A 25,410-nucleotide genomic window follows, 5' to 3' on the forward strand; every position below is an offset into this window, starting at 1 on the left:
GTACACAATTCGCGCGTGTTATTCAAAAAACTGGCTGATTTTCGCTTTCAGGATATCAATGGCAATGCGGTTTTTACCCCCGCGCGGCACGATGATATCGGCATACTGTTTGGAGGGCTCAATGAACTGCAGGAACATTGGGCGTACCGTTTTCTGGTACTGCGCCATCACCGAATCCATGGAGCGGCCGCGTTCGTTCACGTCGCGTTTGATGCGGCGCATCAGGCAGATATCCAGCGGCGTATCGACAAAAATCGAAAAATTCATCGACTCGCGCAGACGGGCGTCGGTCAGCAGCAGGATCCCTTCGAGGATGATGACCTTTTTCGGGGCGATGCGCACGGTTTCCTGCAGACGGGTGTGTTCGACATAGCTATAGACCGGCAGCTCAATGGCGGTGCCGTTCTTCAGGGCCTGGAGGTGCTGGAATAACAGGCTGTGATCCATCGCGCTTGGATGGTCATAATTGGTCTTAACACGCTCTTCCATCGACAGATGGCTTTGATCTTTGTAATAGCTGTCTTCTGGAATGACACCGATGTGCTCATCACCGACCTGTTCACGTAATTCACGGTAAAGTGTGCTGGCAATGAGACTTTTACCTGAAGCCGATGCGCCGGCGATGCCTATAATGACGCACTGATGAGACTTATCAGTCATAAATTTTTGCGACCTGAGTAACCTGGATGTAAGGAAGGACGACGCCTGAGCGTCAAACGCGGCAATTATAGGGATTTCACGGGCCTGATACCAGTCGAATAGAAATGTTATGCGAGACGCGTTCAAAGTCCGTGTCGATCGTCCCTCTGGTAAATTTTCCCGGTTACTTTTCCAGCGTCAAAGGTGAAATTTTTGCAGGATAAGTATTTAATAACTCTGTGATGTCAAATTATGAGCACATACCATATTAATTGTAAATTGTTTGTACTAGCATGATCCAAATTAGAAAATGAACTCGTCCGGAGTTGGCTCCTGGCGGCATGGCGTCTTCGGATAAAGCGGTAATGAATAAAAAATACCAGCGCGTTTTGGTAACTACGCCACATCCTTTACTACGGCTTGTCAGTCTTGGTCTGGTTACCTTCATCTTCACTCTTTTCTCGCTCGAACTAACCCGTTTCGGAACATTTCTGGCACCTTTATGGTTCCCGACCTCCATTATGATGGTGGCGTTTTACCGCCACGCCGGGAAGATGTGGCCCGGGATCGCCTTCGCCTGCACCCTCGGTAACATTCTGGCGTCCTGGCTGATCTTCTCCTGGGCGTCGATCAACTTCTGGTATGCCGGCGTTAACATCGCGGAGGCCTTCGTTGGGGCCTTGCTGCTGCGTAAACTGCTGCCCAGCTACAATCCGCTGCAGAATCTGGCCGACTGGATCCGTCTGGCGATCGGCAGCGCCGTGCTCCCTCCCCTGCTGGGCGGGGTGCTGATTTATCTGCTGGTGCCGGGCGACGAGCCGCTGCGCAGTTTTCTGGTCTGGGTGCTGTCGGAGTCCATCGGCTCGCTGGCGCTGGTGCCTTTAGGCCTGCTGTTCAAGCCGCACTATCTTCTGCGTCACCGCAATCCGCGGTTATTGTTTGAAACCCTGCTGACCATGGCGGTAACGCTGGTTCTGAGCTGGATCTCCCTGCAGTTTCTGCCGTGGCCGTTTACGGCTATTATCGTTCTGCTGATGTGGAGCGCCGTGCGGCTGCCGCGCCTGGAAGCCTTCCTGGTCTTCCTGGTCACGGTGATGATGGTGTCGTTGATGATCGCCAAAAACCCCACCCCGCTGGCGACACAATATGCCAGCGCGATGATCAACGCCCCCTGGCTGCCGTTCCTGATGATGCTGCTCCCCGCTAACATCATGACCATGGTGATGTATGCGTTTCGCGCAGAGCGTAAGCACATCACCGAGAGCGAAGAGCGTTTCCGTAATGCGATGGAATATTCCGTTATCGGCATGGCGCTGGTCAGCACCGACGGCCAATGGCTACAGGCCAACAAGGCGCTGTGTCAGTTCCTCGGCTACAGCCAGTCAGAGCTGCGCTCCCTTAACTTCCAGCAATTAACCTGGCCGGAAGATCTTGAAAGCGATCTGGAGCAGCTTGAGCAGCTGTTGAACGGCGAAATCAACAGTTACTCGCTGGAGAAACGCTATTACACCCGTAACGGTGAGGTGGTCTGGGCGCTGCTGGCGGTGTCGCTGGTGCGTCACGCCGACGGCACGCCACTCTATTTTATCGCCCAGATCGAAGACATTAACGATCTCAAGCATACCGAATGGGTCAATAAGCGCCTGATGGAGCGTATTACCCTGGCCAACGAAGCGGGCGGTATCGGCATCTGGGAGTGGGACGTTAAACCTAACGTCATCAGCTGGGACAAACGCATGTTCGAGATGTACGAAGTGCCAGCGCACGTCAAACCTACCTGGCAGCTGTGGCACGAGTGCATGCTGCCGGAAGATCGCGCCCTGGCAGAACAGGTGGTACGTGATTCGCTGGCAGCCCGCATTCCGTTCAAGCTGGAGTTCCGCATCCGGGTGAAGGATGGCATTCGCCATATCCGCGCCCTGGCGAACCGGGTTCTCAATAAGCAGGGGGAAGTGGAACGCCTGCTCGGCATCAATATGGATATGACCGAGGTCAAAGAGCTGAATGAGGCGCTGTTCCAGGAAAAAGAGCGTCTGCATATTACCCTCGACTCTATCGGTGAAGCGGTGCTCTGTACCGATGTGAATATGAACGTCACTTTTATGAACCCGGTGGCGGAGAAAATGAGCGGCTGGCTGCAGCAGGATGCGCTGGGGCAACCGATCCTCTCGGTGCTGCATATTACCTTCGGGGATAACGGCCCGCTGATGGAGAATATTCATAGCGGGGATATGTCCCGGACGGATATTGAACAGGATGTGGTGCTGCACAGCCGCAACGGCGGCAGCTACGACATCCACTACAGCATTACCCCGCTGAGCACCCTCGACGGGCAAAACATTGGCTCGGTGCTGGTCATTCAGGACGTCACCGAGTCGCGCAAAATGCTGCGCGAGCTAAGCTATAACGCCTCTCACGATGCCCTTACCCACCTGGCGAACCGCGTCAGCTTTGAAGCCTATCTCAAGCGGATGTTACACACCGTGCAGGATACCCGTCAGCGTCATGCGCTGGTGTTTATCGATCTCGACCGCTTTAAGGCGGTCAACGACACGGCAGGCCACGCGGCGGGGGATGCGCTGCTCCGGGAGCTGTCGTCGCTGATGCTCAGTATGCTGCGCTCCACCGACATGCTGGCGCGCCTCGGCGGGGATGAGTTCGGCCTGCTGCTGCCGGACTGCAATACCGAAAGCGCGCGCTACATTGCCGGTCGCATCATTGACGCTATCAACGAGTATCACTTTATGTGGGAGGGCCGCCTGCACCGGATTGGCGCCAGCGCCGGGATCACCCAGATCGACGAGCGCAACAATCAGGCCTCAGAGGTGATGTCGCAGGCCGATATCGCCTGCTACTCCTCGAAAAACAACGGTCGCGGCGTGGTGACGGTGTATGAACCGCAGCAGGAACGGATGCTTGACGCGCCGGGCACCATCTCGCTCGACGAACAGTGGCACATGATCAAAGACAACCATCTGTTGATGATCGCCCGCAGCGTCGCGTCGCCGCGGATCCCTGAAAGCAGCACCTTCTGGATGCTGGCCCTGCGACTGTGGACCAACGACGGCGAGATGCTGGAAGAGCAAGCCTTCCGGGCCGGGCTGGCAGAGCCTGAGCTGGTACACGCCCTCGACAGACGTATTTTGCAGGAGTTTTTCCGCAATTTCGCCACGCCACTGACCAGCAAAGGCACCGGGGTCGCCCTGCCGCTGTCGATGGCCGGTCTCGCCAGCGCCACGCTGGTAGATGAACTGCTGGAGATGCTGAGCGCCAGCCCGCTACAGCCGCGTCTGCTGCATCTGGTGGTGCACGTCAGCGTGCTGACGCTGGAGGATGAGCACAGCCGCAACAACCTGGACAAGCTGCGCCAGGCCGGATGCCAGATTATCCTGAGCCACGTGGGCCGCGATATGGAGGTGTTCAACCACCTGAGCGCGCAGATGGCCGATTATCTGCTCCTCGATCCGGAGCTGGTGATTAACGTCCACGGTAATCTGATGGATGAGATGCTGGTGACCATTATTCAGGGCCATGCCCGCCGTCTGGGCATTAAGACCATTGCCGGGCCGAGCAATCAGCCGATCATGATGGATACCCTTTCCGGCATTGGTATTGACTATATCTTCGGCAATACAATCGGTGAGCCGCAGCCGCTGGAACTCCTGCTAAATACCACTTATTTCGCCATCAACTGATGGCGTCCAGCCGTCGGTATACCAGATGTGCAGCAGGGCGTACGAACGCCACGGCTGCCAGCGTTCGGCATAGCGGCGTATTTGCGCCGGGGTCATCCCGGCAAAGCGCTGTTTAATTGCATAATCATCCGCCAGAAAGACATCTTTGGCCTGCCAGCCGCGCAGGGCGAAGTAGTTCGCCGTCCAGCGGCCGATCCCCGGTCGGGTCTGGAGGGCTTTTATCGCGCTGTCGATATCCTCCGGGGTTTCCTGGGGGAAATCCCCCGCCACCACCGACTGCGCAAGATGAATCAGCGCTTCCGCGCGCTTCAGCGGCATGCCCAGCGCTTTCAACGCCAGCGGGTCGGCACCCGCCACCGCGGCAGGCGTCGGGAAACAGCGATAGCCCGGTGCCTCAGGCAGGGGTTCGCCGCAGAGCGCCACCAGCTTAGCCGTCAGCTTCGCGGCCATCGCCACGCTGACCAGTTGCCCGAGGATCGCGCGCACGCCCTGCTCCCAGGTATCAACGGAGCCCGGCAGGCGCAGGCCAGGCCGTGCGGCTCCCAGAGTGCCCAGCGCAGCGGCGATCTGCTGCGGATCGCAGTGCAGATCGAACAGGCGGGTGATGCGCGCCAGGCAGAGATCGGCAATCGGCAACAGTCCGTCGCTGAGCACCACCTCCAGCGTGCCCCTGGGTTGCGGCTTCACGTGGATCACTCCCCGGTATCCTTCGCAGGCAAAACTGCGGGTGTAGTCGGTGGCGGTCACGATTTCAATCCCGGCGACCGCACGATCGCCAAGAAATTTCAACATCCATTGCCAGTCATAGGGCGGCTGCCAGGTCAGGGTAAACATCGTCGCTCCTTATTTTGTCCTGTCTCAGCATAAACGGAGATGGCGGGTTGCGCCTTGCTTTCATATTCCTGTTGTCGCCAGCCTGACATTTCGCTAAAGTCTCGCCCCTTCTCAATGGCATGGGGACGTTGAAGTGTTTATCGGATTTGACTATGGCACCGCCAACTGCTCAGTTGCGGTAATGCAGAACGGGCAGCCGCAGCTGCTGAAAATGGAAAACAACAGCACGCTGCTGCCGTCGATGCTCTGCGCACCGACCCGCGAGGCGGTAAGCGAGTGGCTGTACCGCCATCACCAGGTTCCGGCCACCGGTACGGAAACCCAGGCGCTGCTGCGCCGCGCGGTCAACTTTAACCGCGAGGAAGACATCGACGTCACCCCGGGGAGCGTGCAGTTTGGCCTGTCGTCACTGAGTCACTACGTTGAAGATCCGGAGGAGGTGTACTTCGTTAAGTCACCGAAATCCTTCCTCGGGGCCAGCGGCCTGAAGCCGCAGCAGGTGGCGCTGTTTGAAGATCTGGTCTGCGCCATGATGCTGCATATTCGCCAGCAGGCGCAGTCCCAGCTGACGGAGGAGATCGCCCAGGCGGTGATTGGTCGTCCGATCAACTTCCAGGGGCTGGGGGGCGATGAGGCGAACCAGCAGGCGCAGGGGATCCTCGAGCGTGCCGCACAGCGCGCCGGGTTCCGCGACGTGGTGTTCCAGTATGAGCCGGTTGCCGCCGGTCTGGATTTTGAAGCGACCCTGAGTAGTGAAAAACGGGTGCTGGTGGTGGATATCGGCGGCGGGACCACCGACTGCTCGCTGCTGCTGATGGGCCCGCAGTGGCGCCAGCGTCGCGATCGCGAAACCAGCCTGCTCGGGCACAGCGGCTGCCGTATCGGCGGTAACGACCTGGACATCGCCCTGGCCTTCAAAAGCCTGATGCCGCTGCTCGGCATGGGCGGACAAACTGAAAAAGGCACCGCCCTGCCCATTCTGCCGTGGTGGAACGCCGTGGCGATCAACGACGTGCCGGCCCAGAGCGATTTCTACAGCGTCGCCAACGGGCGTTTTCTTAACGATCTGGTGCGCGACGCCCAGGACGGCGACAAAGTGGCGCTGCTGCATAAAGTCTGGCGCCAGCGCCTGAGCTACCGGATGGTGCGCAGCGCGGAAGAGAGCAAAATTGCGCTCTCCGGGGCCGCAGAGCACGCCGTGACGCTGCCGTTTATCAGCGACGAGCTGGCGACCGCCATCAGCCAGCAGGGGCTGGAAGCCGCGCTTGCTCAGCCGTTACAGCGCATTCTGGAACAGGTGCAGCTGGCGCTGGATAACGGCAACGAAAAGCCGGACGTGATCTACCTCACCGGGGGCAGCGCCCGCTCACCGCTGATTAAAAAAGCGCTGGCGCAGCAGTTGCCGGGCATCCCGATTGCCGGGGGCGATGATTTCGGCTCCGTCACCGCCGGGCTGGCCCGCTGGGCGCAGGTGGTCTTTAGCTAGTGTGGAAATGCCGGGCGGCGCTGCGCTTGCCCGGCCTACAAAATCCGCACCAACACGTAGGCCGGGTAAGGCAACGCCGCCACCCGGCATGCAGACCGCACCGTCCGCGCCCCGCGCCATTCAGACAATTCCCGACAGTCTTCCATATTTCCTCCATTTTTCTGCTCCATTGCCTCACTAAACTAGTATTATTTTCCGCACAGTTTCAGGATGAGTACGTATAACGATGAAAGGCCGCAATAAATCCCGCTGGGTAATCGCCGCTGGCATCATTGTGGTGGCCCTTGCCGCCGCGTGGTACTGGCATCAACACTCTTCGGCCCCTGCCGGTGCGACCAGCCAGGCGCAGCGCCCGGCGGGCGGTGGACGCCACGGGATGCGTGGCGGTGCGCTGGCGCCGGTGCAGGCCGCGACCGCGGTCAGCAAATCCGTGCCGCGCTACCTCTCCGGGCTTGGCACCATTACCGCCGCCAATACCGTGACCGTGCGCAGCCGCGTCGACGGGCAGCTGATCGCCCTGCACTTCCAGGAAGGGCAACAGGTGAAAGCCGGCGATCTGCTGGCGGAAGTCGATCCCAGCCAGTTCAAAGTGGCGCTGGCTCAGGCCCAGGGCCAGCTGGCGAAAGACACCGCCACCCTCGCCAATGCCCGCCGCGATCTGGCCCGTTATCAACAGCTGGTGAAAACCAATCTCGTCTCCCGCCAGGAGCTTGATGCCCAGCAGGCGCTGGTCAGCGAAAGCCTTGGCACGATCAAAGCGGATCAAGCCGCTGTTGCCAGCGCGCAACTCCAGCTCGACTGGAGCCGCATCACCGCCCCTATCGACGGGCGCGTCGGCTTGAAGCAGGTGGATATCGGTAATCAGATCTCCAGCGGAGATACCACCGGGATCGTGGTGCTGACTCAGACCCACCCTATCGATCTGGTGTTTACCCTGCCGGAGAGCGATATCGCTACCGTGATCCAGGCGCAGAAAGCGGGTCAGAGCTTAGCCGTGGAAGCCTGGGACCGGGCCAACAAGCAGAAGCTGAGCGACGGCACCCTGCTGAGCCTCGACAACCAGATCGACACCACCACCGGCACCATCAAGCTGAAAGCGCGTTTTAACAATCAGGACGACGCCCTGTTCCCTAACCAGTTCGTTAACGCCCGGATGCTGGTTGCCACCGAAGAGAACGCGGTGGTGATCCCGACCGCGGCATTGCAGATGGGTAACGAAGGCAACTTCGTCTGGGTGCTGAACAGCGACAACAAAGTCAGCAAGCACCTGGTGAAACCGGGGATTCAGGACAGCCAGAGCGTGGTGATTGCCGCCGGATTATCGGCAGGCGACCGCGTGGTAACCGACGGCATCGACCGTCTGACCGAAGGGGCGAAAGTGGAAGTGGTGGAAGCCCACGCCGACACCCCTGCCGGGCCTGCAAAACGCGAACATAAAAAACAGGGAGAGAACGCCTGATGCAGGTGATGCCCCCGAGCTCTACAGGCGGGCCGTCACGTCTGTTTATCCTGCGCCCTGTCGCCACCACCCTGTTGATGGTGGCGATCCTGCTGGCGGGGATCATCGGCTACCGCTTCCTGCCGGTCTCCGCCCTGCCGGAAGTGGATTACCCCACCATTCAGGTGGTCACGCTCTACCCCGGCGCCAGCCCGGATGTAGTGACCTCGGCCATTACCGCCCCGCTGGAGCGCCAGTTTGGGCAGATGTCGGGCCTGAAGCAGATGTCCTCTCAGAGTTCCGGCGGCGCGTCGGTGGTGACGTTGCAGTTCCAGCTCAGCCTGTCGCTGGACGTCGCCGAGCAGGAGGTGCAGGCCGCGATCAACGCCGCCACTAACCTGCTGCCCTCCGACCTGCCTAACCCGCCGGTCTACAGCAAGGTCAACCCGGCGGATCCGCCGATCATGACCCTCGCCGTCACCTCCTCCGCCATGCCGATGACCCAGGTCGAAGACATGGTGGAAACCCGCGTGGCGCAGAAGATCTCTCAGGTCTCCGGCGTCGGGCTGGTGACCCTGTCCGGCGGCCAGCGCCCGGCGGTTCGCGTGAAGCTGAACGCCCAGGCGATCGCCTCCCTCGGGCTGACCAGCGAAACCATCCGCACCGCCATCAGCAACGCCAACGTCAACTCGGCGAAAGGCTCGCTCGATGGCCCGACCCGGGCAGTGACGCTCTCCGCCAACGACCAGATGCAGTCTGCCGACGAATATCGTCAGCTGATTGTCGCGTATCAGAACGGAGCGGCAATCCGCTTAGGGGATGTCGCCACCGTCGAACAAGGGGCTGAAAATAGCTGGCTCGGCGCATGGGCCAACAAGCAGCAGGCGATCGTGATGAACGTTCAGCGCCAGCCGGGGGCGAACATCATCGATACCGCCGACAGCATTCGCACCATGCTGCCAACGCTTATCGACAGCCTGCCGAAATCGGTCAGCGTCAAGGTGCTGTCGGATCGCACCACCAACATTCGCGCCTCGGTCAGCGACACCCAGTTTGAACTGATGCTGGCCATCGCGCTGGTGGTGATGATCATCTACCTGTTCCTGCGCAACGTTCCGGCGACCATTATTCCCGCCGTGGCGGTGCCCCTGTCGCTGGTCGGCACCTTCGCGGTGATGGTGTTCCTCGACTTCTCGATCAACAACCTGACGTTGATGGCCCTGACCATCGCCACCGGCTTTGTGGTGGATGACGCCATCGTGGTGATCGAGAACATCTCCCGCTATATCGAGAAAGGGGAAAAGCCGCTGGCGGCGGCGCTGAAAGGGGCCGGCGAGATCGGCTTCACCATCATCTCCCTCACCTTCTCGTTAATTGCGGTGCTGATCCCGCTGCTGTTTATGGGCGATATCGTCGGGCGACTGTTCCGCGAGTTTGCGGTGACCCTGGCGGTGGCGATTTTAATCTCGGCGGTGGTGTCGCTCACCCTGACGCCGATGATGTGCGCCCGCATGCTGAGCCATGAGTCCCTGCGCAAGCAGAACCGCTTCTCCCGCGCCTCGGAACGCATGTTCGAGCGCATTATTGCCGCCTACGGCCGCATGCTGACGAAAGTGCTGAACCACCCGTGGGCCACCCTCGGCGTGGCGCTGGGCACCCTGGCCCTGAGCGTGCTGCTGTGGGTGATGATCCCGAAAGGCTTCTTCCCTGTTCAGGATAACGGCATTATTCAGGGCACATTGCAGGCCCCGCAGTCGGTGTCGTTCGCCAGCATGGCCCAGCGCCAGCAGGCGGTCTCGGAAGCGATCATGAAAGATCCGGCGGTGGAGAGCCTGACGTCGTTTGTCGGCGTCGATGGCACCAACCCGTCGCTGAACAGCGCCCGCCTGCAGATCAACCTCAAGCCGCTGGACGATCGTGACGATCGGGTTAACACGGTGATCGAACGATTGCAGAGTGCGGTGGCGAAAGTGCCGGGCGTGGCGCTCTACCTGCAGCCGACTCAGGATCTGACCATCGACACTACGGTGAGCCGCACCCAGTATCAGTTCACCCTGCAGGCCACCAGCCTCGACGCCCTCAGCACCTGGGTGCCGCAGCTGGTGGATGAGCTACAGCAGCTGCCGCAGCTCTCCGACGTCAGCAGCGACTGGCAGGACAAAGGGCTGGCGGCGTACATCAACGTCGACCGCGACAGCGCCAGCCGTCTGGGGATCTCCATGGCGGATGTGGATAATGCGCTGTACAACGCCTTCGGTCAGCGCCTGATCTCCACCATCTACACCCAGGCCAACCAGTACCGGGTAGTGCTCGAGCACGACACCCGGCAGACGCCAGGCCTGGCGGCACTGGATTCGGTACGCCTGACCAGCAAAGACGGCGGGGTTGTGCCCCTGAGCGCGATTGCCAAAGTGGAGGAGCGCTATACGCCGCTGGCGGTGAACCATTTGGATCAGTTCCCATCCACCACCATCTCGTTTAACGTCCCGGATGATTACTCGCTGGGCGAAGCGGTGCAGGCAATTACCGACGCGGAGAAAAACCTCAGCTTCCCGACCGACATCCAGACTAAATTCCAGGGCAGTACCCTGGCATTCCAGGCGGCGCTCGGGAGTACCATCTGGCTGATCGTGGCCGCGGTGGTGGCGATGTACATCGTGCTGGGGGTGCTGTACGAGAGCTTTATCCATCCGATCACCATTCTCTCAACCCTGCCGACCGCGGGCGTGGGGGCCCTGCTGGCCCTGATGCTGGCGGGCAGCGAGCTGGACGTGATTGCGATTATCGGCATCATTCTGCTGATCGGTATCGTCAAGAAGAACGCCATCATGATGATCGACTTTGCTCTCGCCGCCGAGCGCGAGCAGGGCATGCCGCCGCGGGAGGCGATCTATCAGGCCTGCCTGCTGCGTTTCCGTCCGATCCTGATGACCACCCTGGCCGCGCTGCTCGGCGCCCTGCCGCTGATGCTCAGCACCGGGGTCGGGGCAGAGCTGCGTCGTCCGTTAGGCATCGGCATGGTCGGCGGTCTGCTGGTGAGCCAGGTGTTAACCCTTTTCACCACCCCGGTGATCTATCTGCTGTTTGACCGCCTGGCCTTGTGGAGCAAAAGCCGCTTCCCGAAACGTGAAGAAGAGGAGGCGTAAGTGAAGTTTTTTGCCCTCTTCATTTACCGCCCGGTGGCGACGATTTTAATTTCGCTCGCCATCACCCTCTGCGGCGTGCTCGGCTTCCGGCTGCTGCCGGTGGCCCCGCTGCCGCAGGTGGATTTCCCGGTGATTATGGTCAGCGCCTCACTCCCCGGGGCCTCGCCGGAGACCATGGCCTCATCGGTGGCGACGCCGCTGGAGCGCTCCCTGGGACGCATTGCCGGGGTCAACGAGATGACCTCCAGCAGCTCCCTCGGCAGCACGCGCATCATTCTGGAATTCAAGTTTAACCGCGACATCAACGGCGCGGCGCGGGACGTGCAGGCGGCGATCAACGCCGCGCAAAGCCTGCTCCCGAGCGGGATGCCGAGCCGGCCGACCTATCGCAAGGCCAACCCGTCCGATGCGCCGATCATGATCCTGACGCTCACCTCGGAAACCTACTCCCAGGGGCAGCTGTACGACTTCGCCTCCACCCAGCTGGCGCAAACCATCGCCCAGATCGACGGCGTGGGCGATGTCGACGTCGGCGGCAGCTCCCTGCCCGCGGTGCGCGTGGGGCTCAACCCGCAGGCGCTGTTTAACCAGGGCGTGTCGCTGGACGACGTGCGCAGCGCCATCAGCAACGCCAACGTGCGTAAACCCCAGGGGTCGGTGGAGGACGGCAGCCACCGCTGGCAGATCCAGACCAACGACGAGCTGAAAACCGCGGCGGAATATCAGCCCTTAATCATCCACTACAACAACGGCGCGGCGGTGCGCTTAAGCGACGTGGCGAGCGTCACCGACTCGGTGCAGGACGTGCGTAACGCCGGGATGACCAACGCCAAACCGGCCATTTTGCTGATGATCCGCAAGCTGCCGGAAGCCAACATTATTGAGACGGTGAACAGCATCCGCGCCCGGCTGCCGGAGCTGCAGGAGACTATTCCGGCGGCCATTGACCTGCAGATCGCCCAGGACCGCTCCCCCACCATTCGCGCCTCGCTGGAGGAGGTGGAGCAGTCGCTGATTATCTCGGTGGCGCTGGTGATCCTGGTGGTGTTCCTGTTCCTGCGCTCCGGGCGCGCGACGCTGATCCCGGCGGTGGCGGTCCCGGTGTCGCTGATCGGCACCTTCGCCGCCATGTACCTGTGCGGCTTTAGCCTCAACAACCTGTCGCTGATGGCCCTGACCATCGCCACCGGCTTTGTGGTGGATGACGCCATCGTGGTGCTGGAGAACATCTCCCGCCACCTCGAAGCGGGGATGAAACCGCTCCAGGCGGCGTTGCAGGGCAGCCGGGAGGTGGGCTTTACGGTGCTCTCCATGAGCCTGTCGCTGGTGGCGGTGTTCCTGCCGCTGCTGCTGATGGACGGTCTGCCGGGGCGTCTGCTCAGAGAGTTCGCCGTCACCCTGTCGGTGGCGATCGGCATTTCGCTGCTCGTATCCTTAACCCTGACCCCGATGATGTGCGGCTGGATGCTCAAGCGCAGCCCGCCCCAGTCGCAGCCGCGCAAGAAAGGCTTTGGCCGGATGCTGATGGCGCTGCAGGCGGGCTACGGCAAATCGCTCAAATGGGTGCTGAACCACACCCGGATCGTCGGCCTGGTGCTGGTCGGTACCATTGCGCTTAACGTCTGGATGTACATCACCATCCCGAAAACCTTCTTCCCGGAGCAGGACACCGGGGTGCTGATGGGCGGCATTCAGGCCGACCAGAGTATCTCCTTCCAGGCGATGCGCGGCAAGCTGCAGGACTTCATGAAGATCATCCGCGAAGATCCGGCGGTGGATAACGTCACCGGCTTTACCGGTGGGTCGCGGGTCAACAGCGGGATGATGTTTATCACTCTCAAAGCCCGCGACGAGCGTAACGAAACCGCCCAGCAGGTGATCGACCGCCTGAGGGTGAAGCTCGCCAAAGAGCCCGGGGCGAACATGTTCCTGGTGGCGGTGCAGGATATCCGCGTCGGCGGGCGTCAGTCGAACGCCAGCTACCAGTATACCCTGCTGTCGGACGATCTCGCGGCCCTCAGGGAGTGGGAGCCGAAGATCCGCAAGGCGCTGGCGGCCCTGCCGGAGCTGGCGGACGTTAACTCCGACCAGCAGGACAACGGCGCCGAGATGGCCCTGACCTACGACCGCGAAACCATGTCCCGGCTGGGCATCGATGTCAACGCCGCCAACAGCCTGCTGAACAACGCCTTCGGCCAGCGGCAGATCTCGACCATCTATCAGCCGATGAACCAGTACAAGGTGGTGATGGAGGTCGATCCGCGCTATACCCAGGACATCAGCGCCCTGGATAAGATGTTTGTGATTAATAGCGACGGCAAGGCGATCCCGCTCTCCTACTTCGCCAGCTGGCAGCCCGCTAACGCGCCGCTGTCGGTCAATCACCAGGGGCTGTCGGCGGCGTCGACCGTGTCGTTTAACCTGCCGACCGGCAAATCACTCTCGGAAGCCAGCGAGGCCATCACCCGCGCCATGACCCAGCTCGGGGTGCCGTCAACGGTGCGCGGCAGCTTCGCCGGCACCGCCCAGGTGTTCCAGGAGACCATGAACTCGCAGGTGATCCTGATTCTGGCGGCGATCGCCACGGTCTATATCGTTCTCGGCGTGCTGTACGAGAGCTACGTCCATCCGCTGACCATCCTCTCCACCCTGCCCTCGGCGGGCGTGGGGGCGTTGCTGGCGCTGGAGCTGTTTGGCGCCCCGTTCAGCCTGATTGCGCTGATTGGCATTATGCTGTTAATCGGGATCGTGAAGAAAAACGCCATCATGATGGTCGACTTTGCGCTGGAGGCACAGCGCAACGGCAACATGACTCCGCAGGAGGCGATCTTCCAGGCCTGCCTGCTGCGTTTTCGCCCGATCATGATGACTACCCTGGCGGCGCTGTTTGGCGCGCTGCCGCTGGTAATCTCCAGCGGTGATGGCGCAGAGCTGCGTCAGCCCCTGGGGATCACCATTGTCGGCGGGCTGGTGATGAGCCAGCTGCTGACCCTGTACACCACCCCGGTGGTCTATCTGTTCTTTGATCGCTTACGGGTGCGTTTTTCACGTAAACAGAAAGAGACGGTAACCGGCTAATGACTGATCTCCCCGCCAACGTTCGCTGGCAGCTATGGATTGTCGCCTTCGGCTTTTTTATGCAGGCCCTGGATACGACCATCGTTAACACCGCCCTCCCCTCAATGGCGCAGAGCCTGGGGGAGAGCCCGCTGCATATGCATATGGTGATCGTCGCCTATGTGCTGACGGTGGCGGTAATGCTGCCCGCCAGCGGCTGGCTGGCGGACAAGGTCGGGGTGCGCAATATCTTCTTTACCGCCATCGTGCTGTTTACCGCCGGGTCGCTGTTCTGCGCCCGGGCGGAAACGCTGAACGAGCTGGTGATGTCCCGGGTGTTGCAGGGCGTCGGCGGGGCGATGATGGTCCCGGTCGGCAGGCTGACGGTGATGAAGATCGTTCCGCGTGAGCAGTACATGGCGGCAATGACCTTCGTCACCCTGCCCGGCCAGGTGGGGCCGCTGCTCGGCCCGGCCCTTGGCGGGATGCTGGTGGAGTATGCTTCCTGGCACTGGATCTTCCTGATCAACCTGCCGGTGGGCATTATCGGGGCGATAGCCACCCTCTGGCTGATGCCAAACTACAAAATGCAGACCCGGCGTTTCGATCTGGTGGGGTTCTTCCTGCTGGCGGCAGGGATGGCGACCCTGACGTTAGCCCTTGACGGTCAGAAGGGGCTGGGGATCTCCACCCTCTCGCTGGCCGGGCTGGTCGCCATCGGGGTGATTTCCATTCTCTGGTATCTGTGGCATGCCCGGGATAACGATCGCGCCCTGTTCAGCCTGAGCCTGTTTCGCAATACCACTTACCGGCTGGGGCTGCTCGGCAGCTTTGTCGGACGCATCGGCAGCGGGATGCTGCCGTTTATGACCCCGGTATTTTTACAGATTGGCCTCGGCTTCTCGCCGTTCCACGCCGGGCTGATGATGATCCCGATGGTGCTCGGCAGCATGGGGATGAAGCGCATTGTGGTCCAGGTGGTGAACGCTCTCGGCTATCGCCGGGTGCTGGTGGCCTCAACCCTCGGGCTGGCGCTGGTGAGCCTGCTGTTTATGGGCGTCGCGCTGCTCGGCTGGTACTACGTCCTGCCGCTGGTGCTGTTCTGCCAGGGGATGATCAACTCCATCCGCTTCTCCTCCATGAACACCCTGACCCTGAAGGATCTGCCCGACGAGCAGGCGAGCAGCGGCAACAGCCTGCTGTCGATGATCATGCAGCTGTCGATGAGCGTCGGCGTCACCATTGCCGGGCTGCTGCTGGGCATGTACGGCCAGCATCATCTGACGGCGGACAGCCCCGTTGTCCATCAGGTGTTCCTCTACACCTACCTGAGCATGGCGGTGATTATCGCCCTGCCGGCCTTTGTTTTCGCCCGGGTCCCGGATGATACCAGCAAGAATGTCGTCATCAGGCGGCGCAAAAGGAGTGAACCATGAAGTTCTGGCGGCCCGGCATTACCGGTAAGCTGTTTCTGGCCATCTTTGCTACCTGCATCGTGCTGCTGATCACCATGCACTGGGCGGTGCGGGTCAGCTTTGAACGTGGCTTTATCGACTACATCAAACACGGTAATGAACAGCGTTTACAGGGCTTAAGCGATGCCCTGGCCGAGCAGTACGCCCTGCACGGCAACTGGCGTTTTTTACGCAATAATGACCGCTTTATTTTCCAGATCCTGCGCTCGCTGGAGCACGACACCGACGACGATCGCCCCGGCCCCGGCATGCCGCCCCACGGCTGGCGCACCCAGTTCTGGGTGATCGACCAGGATATGCGGGTGCTGGTCGGCCCGCGCGCCCCGGTGCCGCCGGACGGCACGAAGCGCGCCATCACCGTGAATGGCGCTGCCGTCGGCTGGGTGATCGCCTCCCCGGTAGAACGCTTGACGCGCAATACCGACATCAACTTCGACCGGCAGCAGCGCCAGACCAGCTGGCTGATTGTCGCCCTCTCCACCCTGCTGGCGGCGCTGGCGACCTTCCCGCTGGCGCGCGGCCTGCTGGCCCCGGTCAAACGGCTGGTGGACGGCACCCATCAGCTGGCGGCGGGCAATTTCTCCACCCGGGTGGATACCCGCAGCGAGGACGAGCTGGGCAAGCTGGCGCAGGACTTTAACCAGCTCGCCAGCACCCTGGAGAAAAATCAGCAGATGCGCCGGGATTTTATGGCCGATATCTCCCACGAGCTGCGCACCCCGCTGGCGGTGCTGCGCGGCGAGCTGGAGGCGATCCAGGACGGCGTGCGCAGATTCACCCCTGAATCCGTCACCTCACTGCAGGCGGAAGTGGGCACCCTCACCAAGCTGGTGGAGGACCTGCATCAGCTGTCGATGTCCGACGAGGGGGCGCTGGCCTATCAGAAAGCGCCGGTGGATGTGATTAATATTCTGGAAATGGCGAGCGGCGTTTTCCGCGAACGCTTTGCCAGCCGCGACCTGCGCATCGAGCTGTCGCTGCCGGAGAACGCGGTGGTGTTTGGCGATCGCGACCGGCTGATGCAGCTCTTCAACAACCTGCTGGAAAACTGCCTGCGCTATACCGACGCGGGCGGCGCGCTGCGTATTTCCGGCAAATGCGAAGATCACCGCTTTGCGCTGACCTTTGCCGACACGGCGCCCGGCGTCTCTGACGAACAGCTCAGCAAGCTGTTTGAACGTTTTTATCGCACCGAAGGCTCACGCAACCGTGCCAGCGGCGGATCCGGCCTGGGGCTGGCAATCTGCGTGAATATCGTCGAGGCCCACGGGGGAACCCTCCGCGCCGCCCATTCGCCTTTTGGCGGGGTTAGCATTACAGTAGAGCTACCGCTGGAACGCGATTTATCGAGAGAAGCATGACTGAGTTACCCATTGACGAAAACACACCCCGCATCCTGATCGTGGAGGATGAGCCTAAGCTTGGGCAGTTATTAATCGACTATCTGCGGGCGGCGAGTTATGCCCCGTCGCTAATCAGCCACGGCGATCGGGTCCTGCCCTATGTGCGCCAGACCCCGCCGGATCTGATCCTGCTGGACCTGATGCTGCCCGGCACCGACGGCCTGACCCTGTGCCGCGAGATCCGCCGCTTCTCCGAAGTGCCGATTGTGATGGTGACCGCTAAAATCGAAGAGATCGACCGCCTGCTGGGGCTGGAGATCGGTGCTGATGATTACATCTGCAAGCCCTACAGCCCGCGCGAAGTGGTGGCCCGGGTGAAAACCATTCTGCGTCGCTGCAAGCCGCAGCGCGAGCTGCAGGCGCTGGATGCGGAAAGTCCGTTAATCATCGACGAAAGCCGTTTCCAGGCCAGCTGGCGCAGCAAGCTGCTGGACCTGACTCCCGCCGAGTTCCGCCTGCTGAAAACCCTGTCGCACGAGCCGGGCAAGGTCTTCTCTCGCGAGCAGCTACTGAACCATCTGTATGATGACTACCGGGTGGTGACCGACCGTACTATCGACAGCCATATCAAAAACCTGCGTCGCAAGCTGGAATCCCTCGACGCGGATCAGTCGTTTATTCGTGCGGTATACGGTGTGGGTTATCGCTGGGAAGCGGATGCGTGCCGGATCGGCGCGTGACAGGTGAAAAGTGACCCGCTACGGCGGGTGATCTTTCAGGCAGCTTCGGCTGCTCCGTGGGCGGTAATGCTATAACCCTGCTTTTGCCAGTGCTCCAGCTGCAGGCGCTGTTGCGGTGTTAACGTTTGCCCGGCCCAGACGAGGATATGCTGTCCGGGGAAGAACTCCGGATGGGGTAACTCTAGTGGTTCAGCGAACACGTTAATACGCCAGCCACGCTGCGAAAGACGCCACGCCTCCAGCCAGAGGCGGGTACGGTCCTCAACGCTCCAGCCAATCAGCAATGCATCCCTGCCCGCTTTGGCGCGTGATTCGCTCAGGCTGGTGACCGCCTGCTCAATCAGAATACCGTCCAGCATGCTGCACATTATGCCCGCGGTATTTTGATCGAGGCTGAGGGTTTCCCGGACAGGAATAAATACCTGGTCGATCAGCGCATCTACAGGGTGATGCTGGCAAAACGTCACGATCTGGGCGCGGCATTTTCCCGGACTGACCTGACGCAACGTGCCCATCATCTCATCCTGCAGCGTACCCCAGTCTCCCGGCTCGGGAGCTTTGTCCTGATCGAGCAGGGCTTTGACCTTACCGACAGGCACGCCACGTTCAATCCAGCGCTTGATCTCCTCAATACGCTGGATGTCGTCGTCGTCAAACTGTCGATGCCCGCCTTCACTGCGCTGCGGTTTGAGCAGACCATACCGGCGCTGCCATGCGCGTAGTGTGACGGGGTTGATACCGCAGCGTTCTGCCACGTCGCCAATACTGTAAAAGGCCATCAATTCCCCATGCCTGACCGATATATTCTGTAAACAAAGTAACGAATCTCATCGGGCTGTACAACCCGTTATATTGTACAACAGAATTGTATCACTGCCTGGGGTGTATCAGTTTCAGAAGGTATCGCGCGGCTCAGGCCAGCAAACTGGCGGGACCCCGGCCAGTTCAGGGTGGGCAAACAGGTGTCCCTGGAAGTGAGAAACGCCGGCCGATTCGAGCCACATCCACTCCTCGGGCTGCTCAATACCCACCGCCGAGATCAGAATTTCCAAAGCTGTACAACATTTGATGATGGCCAGCACGATAGCCTGACGCGGGCCGCTCTTATGCACGTCGCGGATCAGGTCGCGGTTGATCTTAATCCGGTCTGGCTGGAACTGTGCCAGCAGCAGCAGCCCGGCAAACCCACCGCCGAAGTGGTCAATCGCCACGCCGATCCCCGCGGCCTTTAACTCACGCACCGCGCCGGTAAACTCATCGAGTCGGGAGATAACTTCGTTCTCCGTAAACTCCACGACGATCTGCTCGGCCACCAGCCCATGGGCCTCTATCTCCTGAATCAGATAGCTCACCGCATTGGGCACCTTGACCAGGGTCATCGGGAGCAGGTTAACAGAGAGGCTCTGATCCCCCAGCCCCAGCGCGCTGGCCATTGCAAAGGCAACGCTCTTACTTTTGAGGTCGGCTTCGTAGAGTTCATCTCCCACCAGCCCCTCGAACCAGTGGCGGGACTCCTCCCCTTCCGCAGTGCGGATCAGGGCTTCCAGGGAGACAATTTCCCGTGCCAGCGGATCGATAATCGGCTGAAAGGCGAAGCTGCACACCTCGCTGTAGCGCTGCTTCAGGGAGCGAACGCTGGGGGCGTCGGTATCGGCAATAAACTCCCAGTGATCCCCTGACGGCAGCTCAAAATAGTTCTCTTTTTCACTCTCCTCGACGAAGGTTCTGAAGAACTGCAGTGCCCTGTCGTTATAGGTAAGCTGGTACCTGGTCGTGCCTTTATCCAGCACGCTTTGCAGTACCTCATGCCGAATATATTTGCGTAAATCAAAGAGTTCCATACCGCACTTGCCGAAACGCCGCGCAGGGGAGTAATCACACAGCAGTTCCACTACGTTGTGGTGGCGCGGGTCTTCACATATCGCGCGGTAAATGGCTCTTACGTTCTCCTCAGGCCCTTCGAGCAGCTGAAAAAAGAGCTTGCCGTTAAACAGAAGAATGCCGCTGACCCCGGCTTCGCTGTTCTTTTTGTTTGCTGCAACAACCATGTCTTCCAGCACAGTAACCGGCACGTGGTCACGAAAGTGACTACGGTAAATGATGGTAGTGAGCATAGGGTTTCCAATAGAGGAGGTGAATGAAAGTCCACAGTATCAGATGGTTGGCGCTACGTCTTGTTAACCGACCCGGGGGCTATCGCGCCCTTTTTCTGTTTCGGGAGTAATGGCGAAAATCGCCGAAAATGTACAATATTTCTTTTCTTTTTTACCAAATTTTTTACAGTTAACACATTGATAATTATAAGTTAGCACATAATGATCAAAATATATTTGTTAAGTTGTACAATTAGTATGTACAGTATTTACCAGTTAACAAGACATTAACCATTTTTTAGCTATGCAAATTTCAGGAGTGACATATGCGCGAGAACGGGTTTGCACCGAATACAGCCAATGCCATTGCCCAATATTTTAATAAAGCAAACCAGCCTTCCCAGCAGGAGACGCTGGGACAAATTGTGGTGGAGATCCTTCGGGAAGGAAAAATCCTCAACCGAAAAGCCATCTGCACCCGACTGCTTTACCGGATGGAACAGGCATCGGATCGGGAAGAGGAGAGCCGTTACCAAACGCTGATTGGCCTGCTGTTCGATCGTTAAGAGACGTACGCCCACAGCCGCTAATTGAATTGTTTTCAAGTCAGTTTTTTCTTCAGGCCAGGTTTTTTATACTGTCGCTACAGACTGACTTAATGCCGCGATTCCCCCTGCAGGTGGACGTGGCAACAGAGACGTAGTTATGAACAGAAGTGACCATGAACGACTTACTGATGAACTTATTGGCGAAGCCACCCTTTCTCTGCTTAAGGAAAACGGCCCTATCAGCATGAAGCTCTTGCTGCAGAGGCTGCAACAGATGTTATCGGCAGAGCGAGACGGCCAGCGTCGGAATGTGCTTTCCCAAATCATTCTGGAAATTTCCAGCGACGGCAAGGGTGGCTCCCGGCGCGAACCTAAAAGTGAACAGCAGGATTGGGACACGGATGGTCGAAACAACAGTAATGTGTATCCCCTGTTTGGCAATAGCCAGCAAGCCAACAGCAAAAAACACTAGCTGTAACATTAATTTATTAACTAAACCGGTGTGACACCTATGAGCCAGGCTATGCTCCAGAAATCAGACTTTTATGAAGAACTGCCAAACGACGCGTTGTCTAACTATTTTCGCAGCGCCGGCGGTTTGTTAGCCGAAGAGTGGGCGTTGCTGGAATCTGTCATGAGCGCAATTCTGGATGCGAAGGAACCGCTGACCAACAAAGCGATTATTTTACGATTGATCCAGCAGATTGAGTCCACGCGCGACGTCGTCAAAGCCGATATCATCCGTAAAACGCTGGAAATTATTGTCGATCATACCCAGGACGATCTCTAATCGCCCCGGTGAATGAAACGCCGACGGTACTGTCCTGCCGTCGGCGTTTTGTTATCTGAAGGATTTACCTCCCTGCCCCGCAGCGTTACAATGCCCGCCCTTAAAGTATGGGATCTCCTCCCGGCGCCCACCTGGTGTGCGCATCTGACCTGTCATCAGAACGAGAACAATCATGTTTAAACCGGAACTCCTCTCCCCGGCGGGAACGCTGAAAAATATGCGTTACGCCTTCGCCTATGGCGCCGATGCCGTCTATGCGGGCCAGCCGCGTTACTCGCTGCGCGTGCGTAATAACGAATTCAACCACGAGAATCTGCAGCTCGGCATCAACGAAGCCCACGCGCAGGGGAAAAAATTCTACGTGGTGGTCAACATCGCGCCGCATAACGCCAAGCTGAAAACCTTTATCCGCGACCTGAAACCGGTGGTGGAGATGGGGCCGGATGCGCTGATTATGTCGGATCCGGGTTTAATCATGCTGGTGCGGGAGAACTTCCCGGAGATGGACATTCACCTCTCGGTGCAGGCCAATGCCGTTAACTGGGCAACGGTGAAATTCTGGCAGCAGATGGGGCTGACCCGTGTGATTTTATCCCGCGAGCTGTCGCTGGAAGAGATCGAAGAGATCCGCAGCCAGGTGCCGGAAATGGAGCTGGAGATTTTCGTCCACGGCGCGCTGTGCATGGCCTACTCCGGCCGCTGCCTGCTCTCTGGCTACATCAACAAGCGTGACCCGAATCAGGGCACCTGCACCAACGCCTGCCGCTGGGAATATAAGGTCCAGGAAGGTAAGCAGGATGAGGTGGGCAACATCGTGCATAAACACGAGCCTATTCCGGTGCAGACCATTGAGCCGACGCTGGGCATCGGTGCGCCGACCGACAGCGTGTTTATGATTGAAGAGGCCCAGCGTCCGGGCGAGTACATGACCGCGTTCGAAGACGAGCACGGTACCTACATCATGAACTCCAAAGATCTGCGCGCCATCGCCCACGTTGAGCGCCTGACCCAGATGGGCGTGCACTCCCTGAAGATTGAAGGCCGCACCAAATCCTATTACTACTGCGCACGTACCGCCCAGGTCTATCGCAAGGCGATCGACGACGCGGTGGCGGGTAAACCCTTCGACCCGACCCTGCTGGAAACGCTGGAAGGGCTGGCGCACCGCGGCTATACCGAAGGCTTCCTGCGTCGTCATACTCACGACGATTACCAGAACTACGACTACGGTCACTCGCTTTCCGAGCGCCAGCAGTTTGTCGGTGAGTTCACCGGCGAGCGCAAAGGTCCTCTTGCGGCGGTAGCGGTGAAAAACAAATTCCTCGTGGGCAACAGCCTGGAGTTGATGACCCCGCAGGGCAACGTCAATTTCACCCTCGAACATATGGAGAATGGTAAAGGGGAAGCGGTATCGGTCGCGCCGGGAGACGGACATACCGTCTGGCTGCCGGTGCCGGAAGATATCTCGCTGGACTATGCCCTGCTGATGCGTAACTTCATCGGGGAAAATACCCGTAATCCTCACGCCGGTTAAGATTAAGGGTTATTTTTTGTTATGAGATGATTCTTAGAATCCGATCACATACCGCTGCGTTTGATACGGGTATTATCTATGACGCTGAAAAACATAACCCATAAATGCTAGCTGTACCAGGAACCACCTCCTTAGCCTGTGTAATCTCCCTTACGCAGGCTAATTTTTTTGCCTGAAATTCCTCTCATCCCCCTTTCACTCTCTGCTGTCGCAATACAACCATTAGCGTCCCTAACGTAAATTTTTCTTTATTTACAACGAGAAGTAACTGAAATCATCAATTTATTAAAGGTAGGGTATTCATAGACATCCAGAATGCTATTCTTCTTATGAATGAAATTTCACTTAAGGAGAAGGAGAAATCTATGTACTGGGTGGTTGAAAACAGGATGGTGTGCCCTCGTACCGGAACAATATTCATTCACGTTCTGACTGTTAAAAATCTTAGATTGATAATCTGGTATAAAGGCGATTACTTTATCAGCACCGGCTCGGTTCTTATTACCAGTCCCTTCGGCATTGCCGTTGATGGCACACTCAGAAAGCTACACATCCTGCGAACCTTTCCTTATAACGCCACCTTTTGGTCATCATTTGTCGCAAATTCGGGATGCCCCGGTAACGATGGCACCCTGGTGACCCGCTGCAAACATCACCCCGACTGTGTTTTCGCGTTATGCCCGTATGGCGCCATTGCATCATAAAAGTTACGGTCCGAGTGGCGCACGTTTCGGCTCGCCACTCATTTATTTTTTTCCTTTCATCCTCTTCTTACCCGCTTTTTCCCGCGCTGCGATACACTTTTGAAAGATCAGCACAGGAGCAATGTGGATGACGACCTATCCGGCAAGTTTATTAATTCTGAACGGCAAAGGAACAGGCAACGATCTGTTGCGCGAGGCCGTGACGCTTCTTCGTGAAGAAGGGGTGGTGATCCATGTCCGCGTGACATGGGAGAAAGGTGATGCAGCCCGTTATATTCAGGAAGCCTGCGACCTCGGGGTGGAGACCGTCATTGCGGGTGGCGGCGACGGCACCATAAATGAAGTGGCGACAGCGCTGATTGACCTGCCAGAGGCGCAGCGTCCGGCGCTGGGCATTCTGCCGCTGGGCACCGCCAACGATTTTGCTACCAGCGCCGGGATCCCGGAGGCGCTCGATAAAGCCCTGCAGCTGGCAATCGCCGGTAAAGCCACGGCGGTGGATATCGCCCGGGTGAACAATGAAACCTGCTTTATCAATATGGCAACGGGCGGGTTTGGCACCCGTATTACCAGCGAAACCCCGGAAAAATTGAAAGCCGCGCTGGGCGGCGTTTCGTACCTGATCCACGGTCTGGCACGCATGGATTTGCTCAAACCCGACACCTGTGAAATTCGCGGCGAGAACTTTCGCTGGCAGGGTGATGCGCTGGTGATCGGTATTGGCAATGGCCGTCAGGCGGGCGGTGGGCAGCAGCTCTGTCCGGATGCGCTGATTAACGACGGGCAACTACAGCTGCGAATTTTTTCTGCCAATGAACTGCTCCCGGCCCTGCTGACCACCCTGACTAAACCGGAGGAGAGCCCGAACGTGATTGACGGACAGTCCGCCTGGTTCGAGGTCGTCGCTCCGCACGGGATGACCTTTAACCTGGACGGCGAGCCGCTGAGTGGCGACCATTTCCGCATCGCCCTGTTACCGGGCGCGATCCGGTGCCGGCTACCGCCGGATTGTCCCCTTCTGCGCTGAGTTTTGCCCGGCGGCGCTGCGCTTGCGCGGGCCTACGGGTTTCGTAGGCCGGGTAAGGCGAAGCCGCCACCCGGCAAACAAACCGCACTAATACACCGCCACCTCCCTGGCCATCTCACGGGAGTACTGCTGGCTGGCGTTGACCAGCATCCGGGTGTAATCGGTTTGCGCCTGCCCCGCCACCAGATCATCTACCGTCAGCGTTTCAAGGATTTTCCCGTACTGCATCACCGCCACCTTCTGGCACAGATGGGCGATCACGCCCAAATCGTGGGTCACCATCAGGTAGGTGAGCTTCGACTCGCGCTGCAGTTCCGCCAGCAGGTTTAAAATCTCCGCCTGCACCGAGACATCCAGCGCCGAGGTGGGTTCGTCGAGCAGCAGCACCTGCGGCTCGAGGATCAGCGCCCGGGCAATCGCCACGCGCTGGCGCTGGCCGCCTGAAAGCTGATGGGGATAGCGATCGCGGAAGGCACGGTTGAGGCCGACTTTATCCAGCAGGGCATAAATACGGCGATCCCGGTCGTTGATGCCGTGGATTTGCAGCGGCTCTTCCAGAATATCGCCGATGGTATGCCGCGGGTGCAGCGAACCGTAGGGATCCTGAAACACCATCTGTACCAGCCGACAGCGCTGGGGGCTGATGCGCCGCTCCAGCGGCTGGCCGTTGATCGCCAGCGCCCCGTCCCAGTGGGTGAATAACCCGGCCAGGCACTTCAGCACCGTGGTTTTGCCCGAGCCCGACTCCCCCACCAGGCCGTAAATCTCCCCCGGCTGGACGTTAATATTGACGTCATACAGAACCTGGCTGCGTTTCTCGCCTTCGCCGAATGCCAGATTCAGGTTTTTTACCTCGATCAT

At 59.2% G+C, this 25,410-nt stretch carries 19 protein-coding genes; 14 read left to right on the top strand and 5 right to left on the bottom strand.

Annotation, left to right across the window (positions count from 1 at the left end; translation table 11 throughout):
• Positions 1-18: 18 nt before the first annotated feature.
• The gene (udk, locus tag ES815_RS02105; protein WP_032612454.1) at positions 19-660 is read right to left on the bottom strand and encodes a uridine kinase; all 642 of its coding nucleotides are present in this window, start codon (positions 658-660) and stop codon (positions 19-21) included.
• A 344-nt stretch (positions 661-1,004) separates the two neighbouring features.
• On the opposite strand from udk, the gene ES815_RS02110 reads away from it, so the two are divergent.
• On the top strand, positions 1,005-4,334 hold the full coding sequence (locus ES815_RS02110) for a diguanylate cyclase (RefSeq protein WP_142486392.1): 3,330 nt from the start codon (positions 1,005-1,007) through the stop codon (positions 4,332-4,334).
• Here the strand turns inward: ES815_RS02110 and alkA are convergent.
• Entirely contained in the window at positions 4,305-5,168 is an 864-nt protein-coding gene (gene alkA / locus ES815_RS02115) for a DNA-3-methyladenine glycosylase 2 (protein ID WP_142486393.1), read from the bottom strand. The genes ES815_RS02110 and alkA overlap by 30 nt on opposite strands.
• 133 nt (positions 5,169-5,301) lie before the next feature.
• On the opposite strand from alkA, the gene yegD reads away from it, so the two are divergent.
• From yegD to baeR, 7 genes are all read left to right on the top strand, one after another.
• Positions 5,302-6,654: a molecular chaperone gene (yegD, locus tag ES815_RS02120; protein ID WP_142486394.1), complete on the top strand. Its 1,353-nt coding sequence runs from the start codon at positions 5,302-5,304 to the stop codon at positions 6,652-6,654.
• Positions 6,655-6,880: 226 nt separating this feature from the next.
• Complete coding sequence (locus tag ES815_RS02125) at positions 6,881-8,113, top strand: MdtA/MuxA family multidrug efflux RND transporter periplasmic adaptor subunit (protein ID WP_142486395.1); 1,233 nt, start codon at positions 6,881-6,883, stop codon at positions 8,111-8,113.
• Complete coding sequence (locus ES815_RS02130; RefSeq protein ID WP_142486396.1) at positions 8,113-11,238, top strand: MdtB/MuxB family multidrug efflux RND transporter permease subunit; 3,126 nt, start codon at positions 8,113-8,115, stop codon at positions 11,236-11,238. Before ES815_RS02125 ends, ES815_RS02130 begins: the two co-directional genes overlap by 1 nt.
• A complete protein-coding gene (gene mdtC, locus ES815_RS02135; protein WP_142486397.1) occupies positions 11,239-14,316 on the top strand; it encodes a multidrug efflux RND transporter permease subunit MdtC in 3,078 nt (1,025 codons plus the stop codon).
• Positions 14,316-15,731, top strand: a complete 1,416-nt coding sequence (locus ES815_RS02140; RefSeq protein ID WP_142486398.1) for an MFS transporter — start codon at positions 14,316-14,318, stop codon at positions 15,729-15,731. The genes mdtC and ES815_RS02140 overlap by 1 nt, the downstream gene beginning before the upstream one ends.
• Complete coding sequence (baeS, locus tag ES815_RS02145; protein WP_142486399.1) at positions 15,728-17,131, top strand: two-component system sensor histidine kinase BaeS; 1,404 nt, start codon at positions 15,728-15,730, stop codon at positions 17,129-17,131. Before ES815_RS02140 ends, baeS begins: the two co-directional genes overlap by 4 nt.
• The gene (baeR, locus tag ES815_RS02150) at positions 17,128-17,853 is read left to right on the top strand and encodes a two-component system response regulator BaeR (protein ID WP_142486400.1); all 726 of its coding nucleotides are present in this window, start codon (positions 17,128-17,130) and stop codon (positions 17,851-17,853) included. Before baeS ends, baeR begins: the two co-directional genes overlap by 4 nt.
• A gap of 35 nt (positions 17,854-17,888) precedes the next feature.
• Here the strand turns inward: baeR and ES815_RS02155 are convergent, their stop codons facing one another.
• Complete coding sequence (locus tag ES815_RS02155) at positions 17,889-18,632, bottom strand: MerR family transcriptional regulator (RefSeq protein ID WP_142486401.1); 744 nt, start codon at positions 18,630-18,632, stop codon at positions 17,889-17,891.
• A 114-nt stretch (positions 18,633-18,746) separates the two neighbouring features.
• Positions 18,747-19,967 carry a diguanylate phosphodiesterase gene (locus tag ES815_RS02160; protein WP_142486403.1) on the bottom strand — a complete coding sequence of 407 codons (1,221 nt, stop codon included), beginning with the start codon at positions 19,965-19,967 and terminating at the stop codon, positions 18,747-18,749.
• Between the two features lie 305 nt (positions 19,968-20,272).
• Here ES815_RS02160 and ycgZ point away from each other — a divergent pair, with 305 nt between their 5' ends.
• The 6 genes from ycgZ to yegS all read left to right on the top strand — a co-directional run bounded on the left by ycgZ (position 20,273) and on the right by yegS (position 24,549).
• A complete protein-coding gene (gene ycgZ, locus ES815_RS02165; RefSeq protein ID WP_142486404.1) occupies positions 20,273-20,512 on the top strand; it encodes a regulatory protein YcgZ in 240 nt (79 codons plus the stop codon).
• 139 nt (positions 20,513-20,651) lie between these two features.
• On the top strand, positions 20,652-20,966 hold the full coding sequence (locus tag ES815_RS02170; protein ID WP_142486406.1) for a hypothetical protein: 315 nt from the start codon (positions 20,652-20,654) through the stop codon (positions 20,964-20,966).
• 39 nt (positions 20,967-21,005) lie between these two features.
• Positions 21,006-21,284 carry a biofilm development regulator YmgB/AriR family protein gene (locus tag ES815_RS02175; RefSeq protein WP_185902374.1) on the top strand — a complete coding sequence of 93 codons (279 nt, stop codon included), beginning with the start codon at positions 21,006-21,008 and terminating at the stop codon, positions 21,282-21,284.
• 172 nt (positions 21,285-21,456) lie between these two features.
• Entirely contained in the window at positions 21,457-22,818 is a 1,362-nt protein-coding gene (gene yegQ, locus ES815_RS02180; RefSeq protein ID WP_142486407.1) for a tRNA 5-hydroxyuridine modification protein YegQ, read from the top strand.
• A 365-nt stretch (positions 22,819-23,183) separates the two neighbouring features.
• The gene (locus ES815_RS02185; RefSeq protein WP_142486408.1) at positions 23,184-23,522 is read left to right on the top strand and encodes an anti-adapter protein iraM; all 339 of its coding nucleotides are present in this window, start codon (positions 23,184-23,186) and stop codon (positions 23,520-23,522) included.
• Between the two features lie 127 nt (positions 23,523-23,649).
• Positions 23,650-24,549 carry a lipid kinase YegS gene (gene yegS / locus ES815_RS02190; protein WP_142486409.1) on the top strand — a complete coding sequence of 300 codons (900 nt, stop codon included), beginning with the start codon at positions 23,650-23,652 and terminating at the stop codon, positions 24,547-24,549.
• A gap of 87 nt (positions 24,550-24,636) precedes the next feature.
• On the opposite strand, the gene ES815_RS02195 is transcribed toward yegS, so the two are convergent.
• The gene (locus ES815_RS02195; RefSeq protein ID WP_142486411.1) at positions 24,637-25,410 is read right to left on the bottom strand and encodes an ABC transporter ATP-binding protein; all 774 of its coding nucleotides are present in this window, start codon (positions 25,408-25,410) and stop codon (positions 24,637-24,639) included.

Source organism: Leclercia adecarboxylata (assembly GCF_006874705.1).
Taxonomy (GTDB): domain Bacteria; phylum Pseudomonadota; class Gammaproteobacteria; order Enterobacterales; family Enterobacteriaceae; genus Enterobacter; species Enterobacter adecarboxylatus_C.

Coding starts and splice junctions, on each gene's coding strand:
- udk (WP_032612454.1), bottom strand. CDS start 660: ATGACTGATAAGTCTCATCAGTGCGTCATTATAGGCATCGCCGGCGCA.
- ES815_RS02110 (WP_142486392.1), top strand. CDS start 1,005: ATGAATAAAAAATACCAGCGCGTTTTGGTAACTACGCCACATCCTTTA.
- alkA (WP_142486393.1), bottom strand. CDS start 5,168: ATGTTTACCCTGACCTGGCAGCCGCCCTATGACTGGCAATGGATGTTG.
- ES815_RS02125 (WP_142486395.1), top strand. CDS start 6,881: ATGAAAGGCCGCAATAAATCCCGCTGGGTAATCGCCGCTGGCATCATT.
- ES815_RS02130 (WP_142486396.1), top strand. CDS start 8,113: ATGCAGGTGATGCCCCCGAGCTCTACAGGCGGGCCGTCACGTCTGTTT.
- ES815_RS02140 (WP_142486398.1), top strand. CDS start 14,316: ATGACTGATCTCCCCGCCAACGTTCGCTGGCAGCTATGGATTGTCGCC.
- baeS (WP_142486399.1), top strand. CDS start 15,728: ATGAAGTTCTGGCGGCCCGGCATTACCGGTAAGCTGTTTCTGGCCATC.
- baeR (WP_142486400.1), top strand. CDS start 17,128: ATGACTGAGTTACCCATTGACGAAAACACACCCCGCATCCTGATCGTG.
- ES815_RS02155 (WP_142486401.1), bottom strand. CDS start 18,632: ATGGCCTTTTACAGTATTGGCGACGTGGCAGAACGCTGCGGTATCAAC.
- ES815_RS02160 (WP_142486403.1), bottom strand. CDS start 19,967: ATGCTCACTACCATCATTTACCGTAGTCACTTTCGTGACCACGTGCCG.
- ycgZ (WP_142486404.1), top strand. CDS start 20,273: ATGCGCGAGAACGGGTTTGCACCGAATACAGCCAATGCCATTGCCCAA.
- ES815_RS02170 (WP_142486406.1), top strand. CDS start 20,652: ATGAACAGAAGTGACCATGAACGACTTACTGATGAACTTATTGGCGAA.
- ES815_RS02175 (WP_185902374.1), top strand. CDS start 21,006: ATGAGCCAGGCTATGCTCCAGAAATCAGACTTTTATGAAGAACTGCCA.
- yegQ (WP_142486407.1), top strand. CDS start 21,457: ATGTTTAAACCGGAACTCCTCTCCCCGGCGGGAACGCTGAAAAATATG.
- ES815_RS02185 (WP_142486408.1), top strand. CDS start 23,184: ATGTACTGGGTGGTTGAAAACAGGATGGTGTGCCCTCGTACCGGAACA.
- yegS (WP_142486409.1), top strand. CDS start 23,650: ATGACGACCTATCCGGCAAGTTTATTAATTCTGAACGGCAAAGGAACA.
- ES815_RS02195 (WP_142486411.1), bottom strand. CDS start 25,410: ATGATCGAGGTAAAAAACCTGAATCTGGCATTCGGCGAAGGCGAGAAA.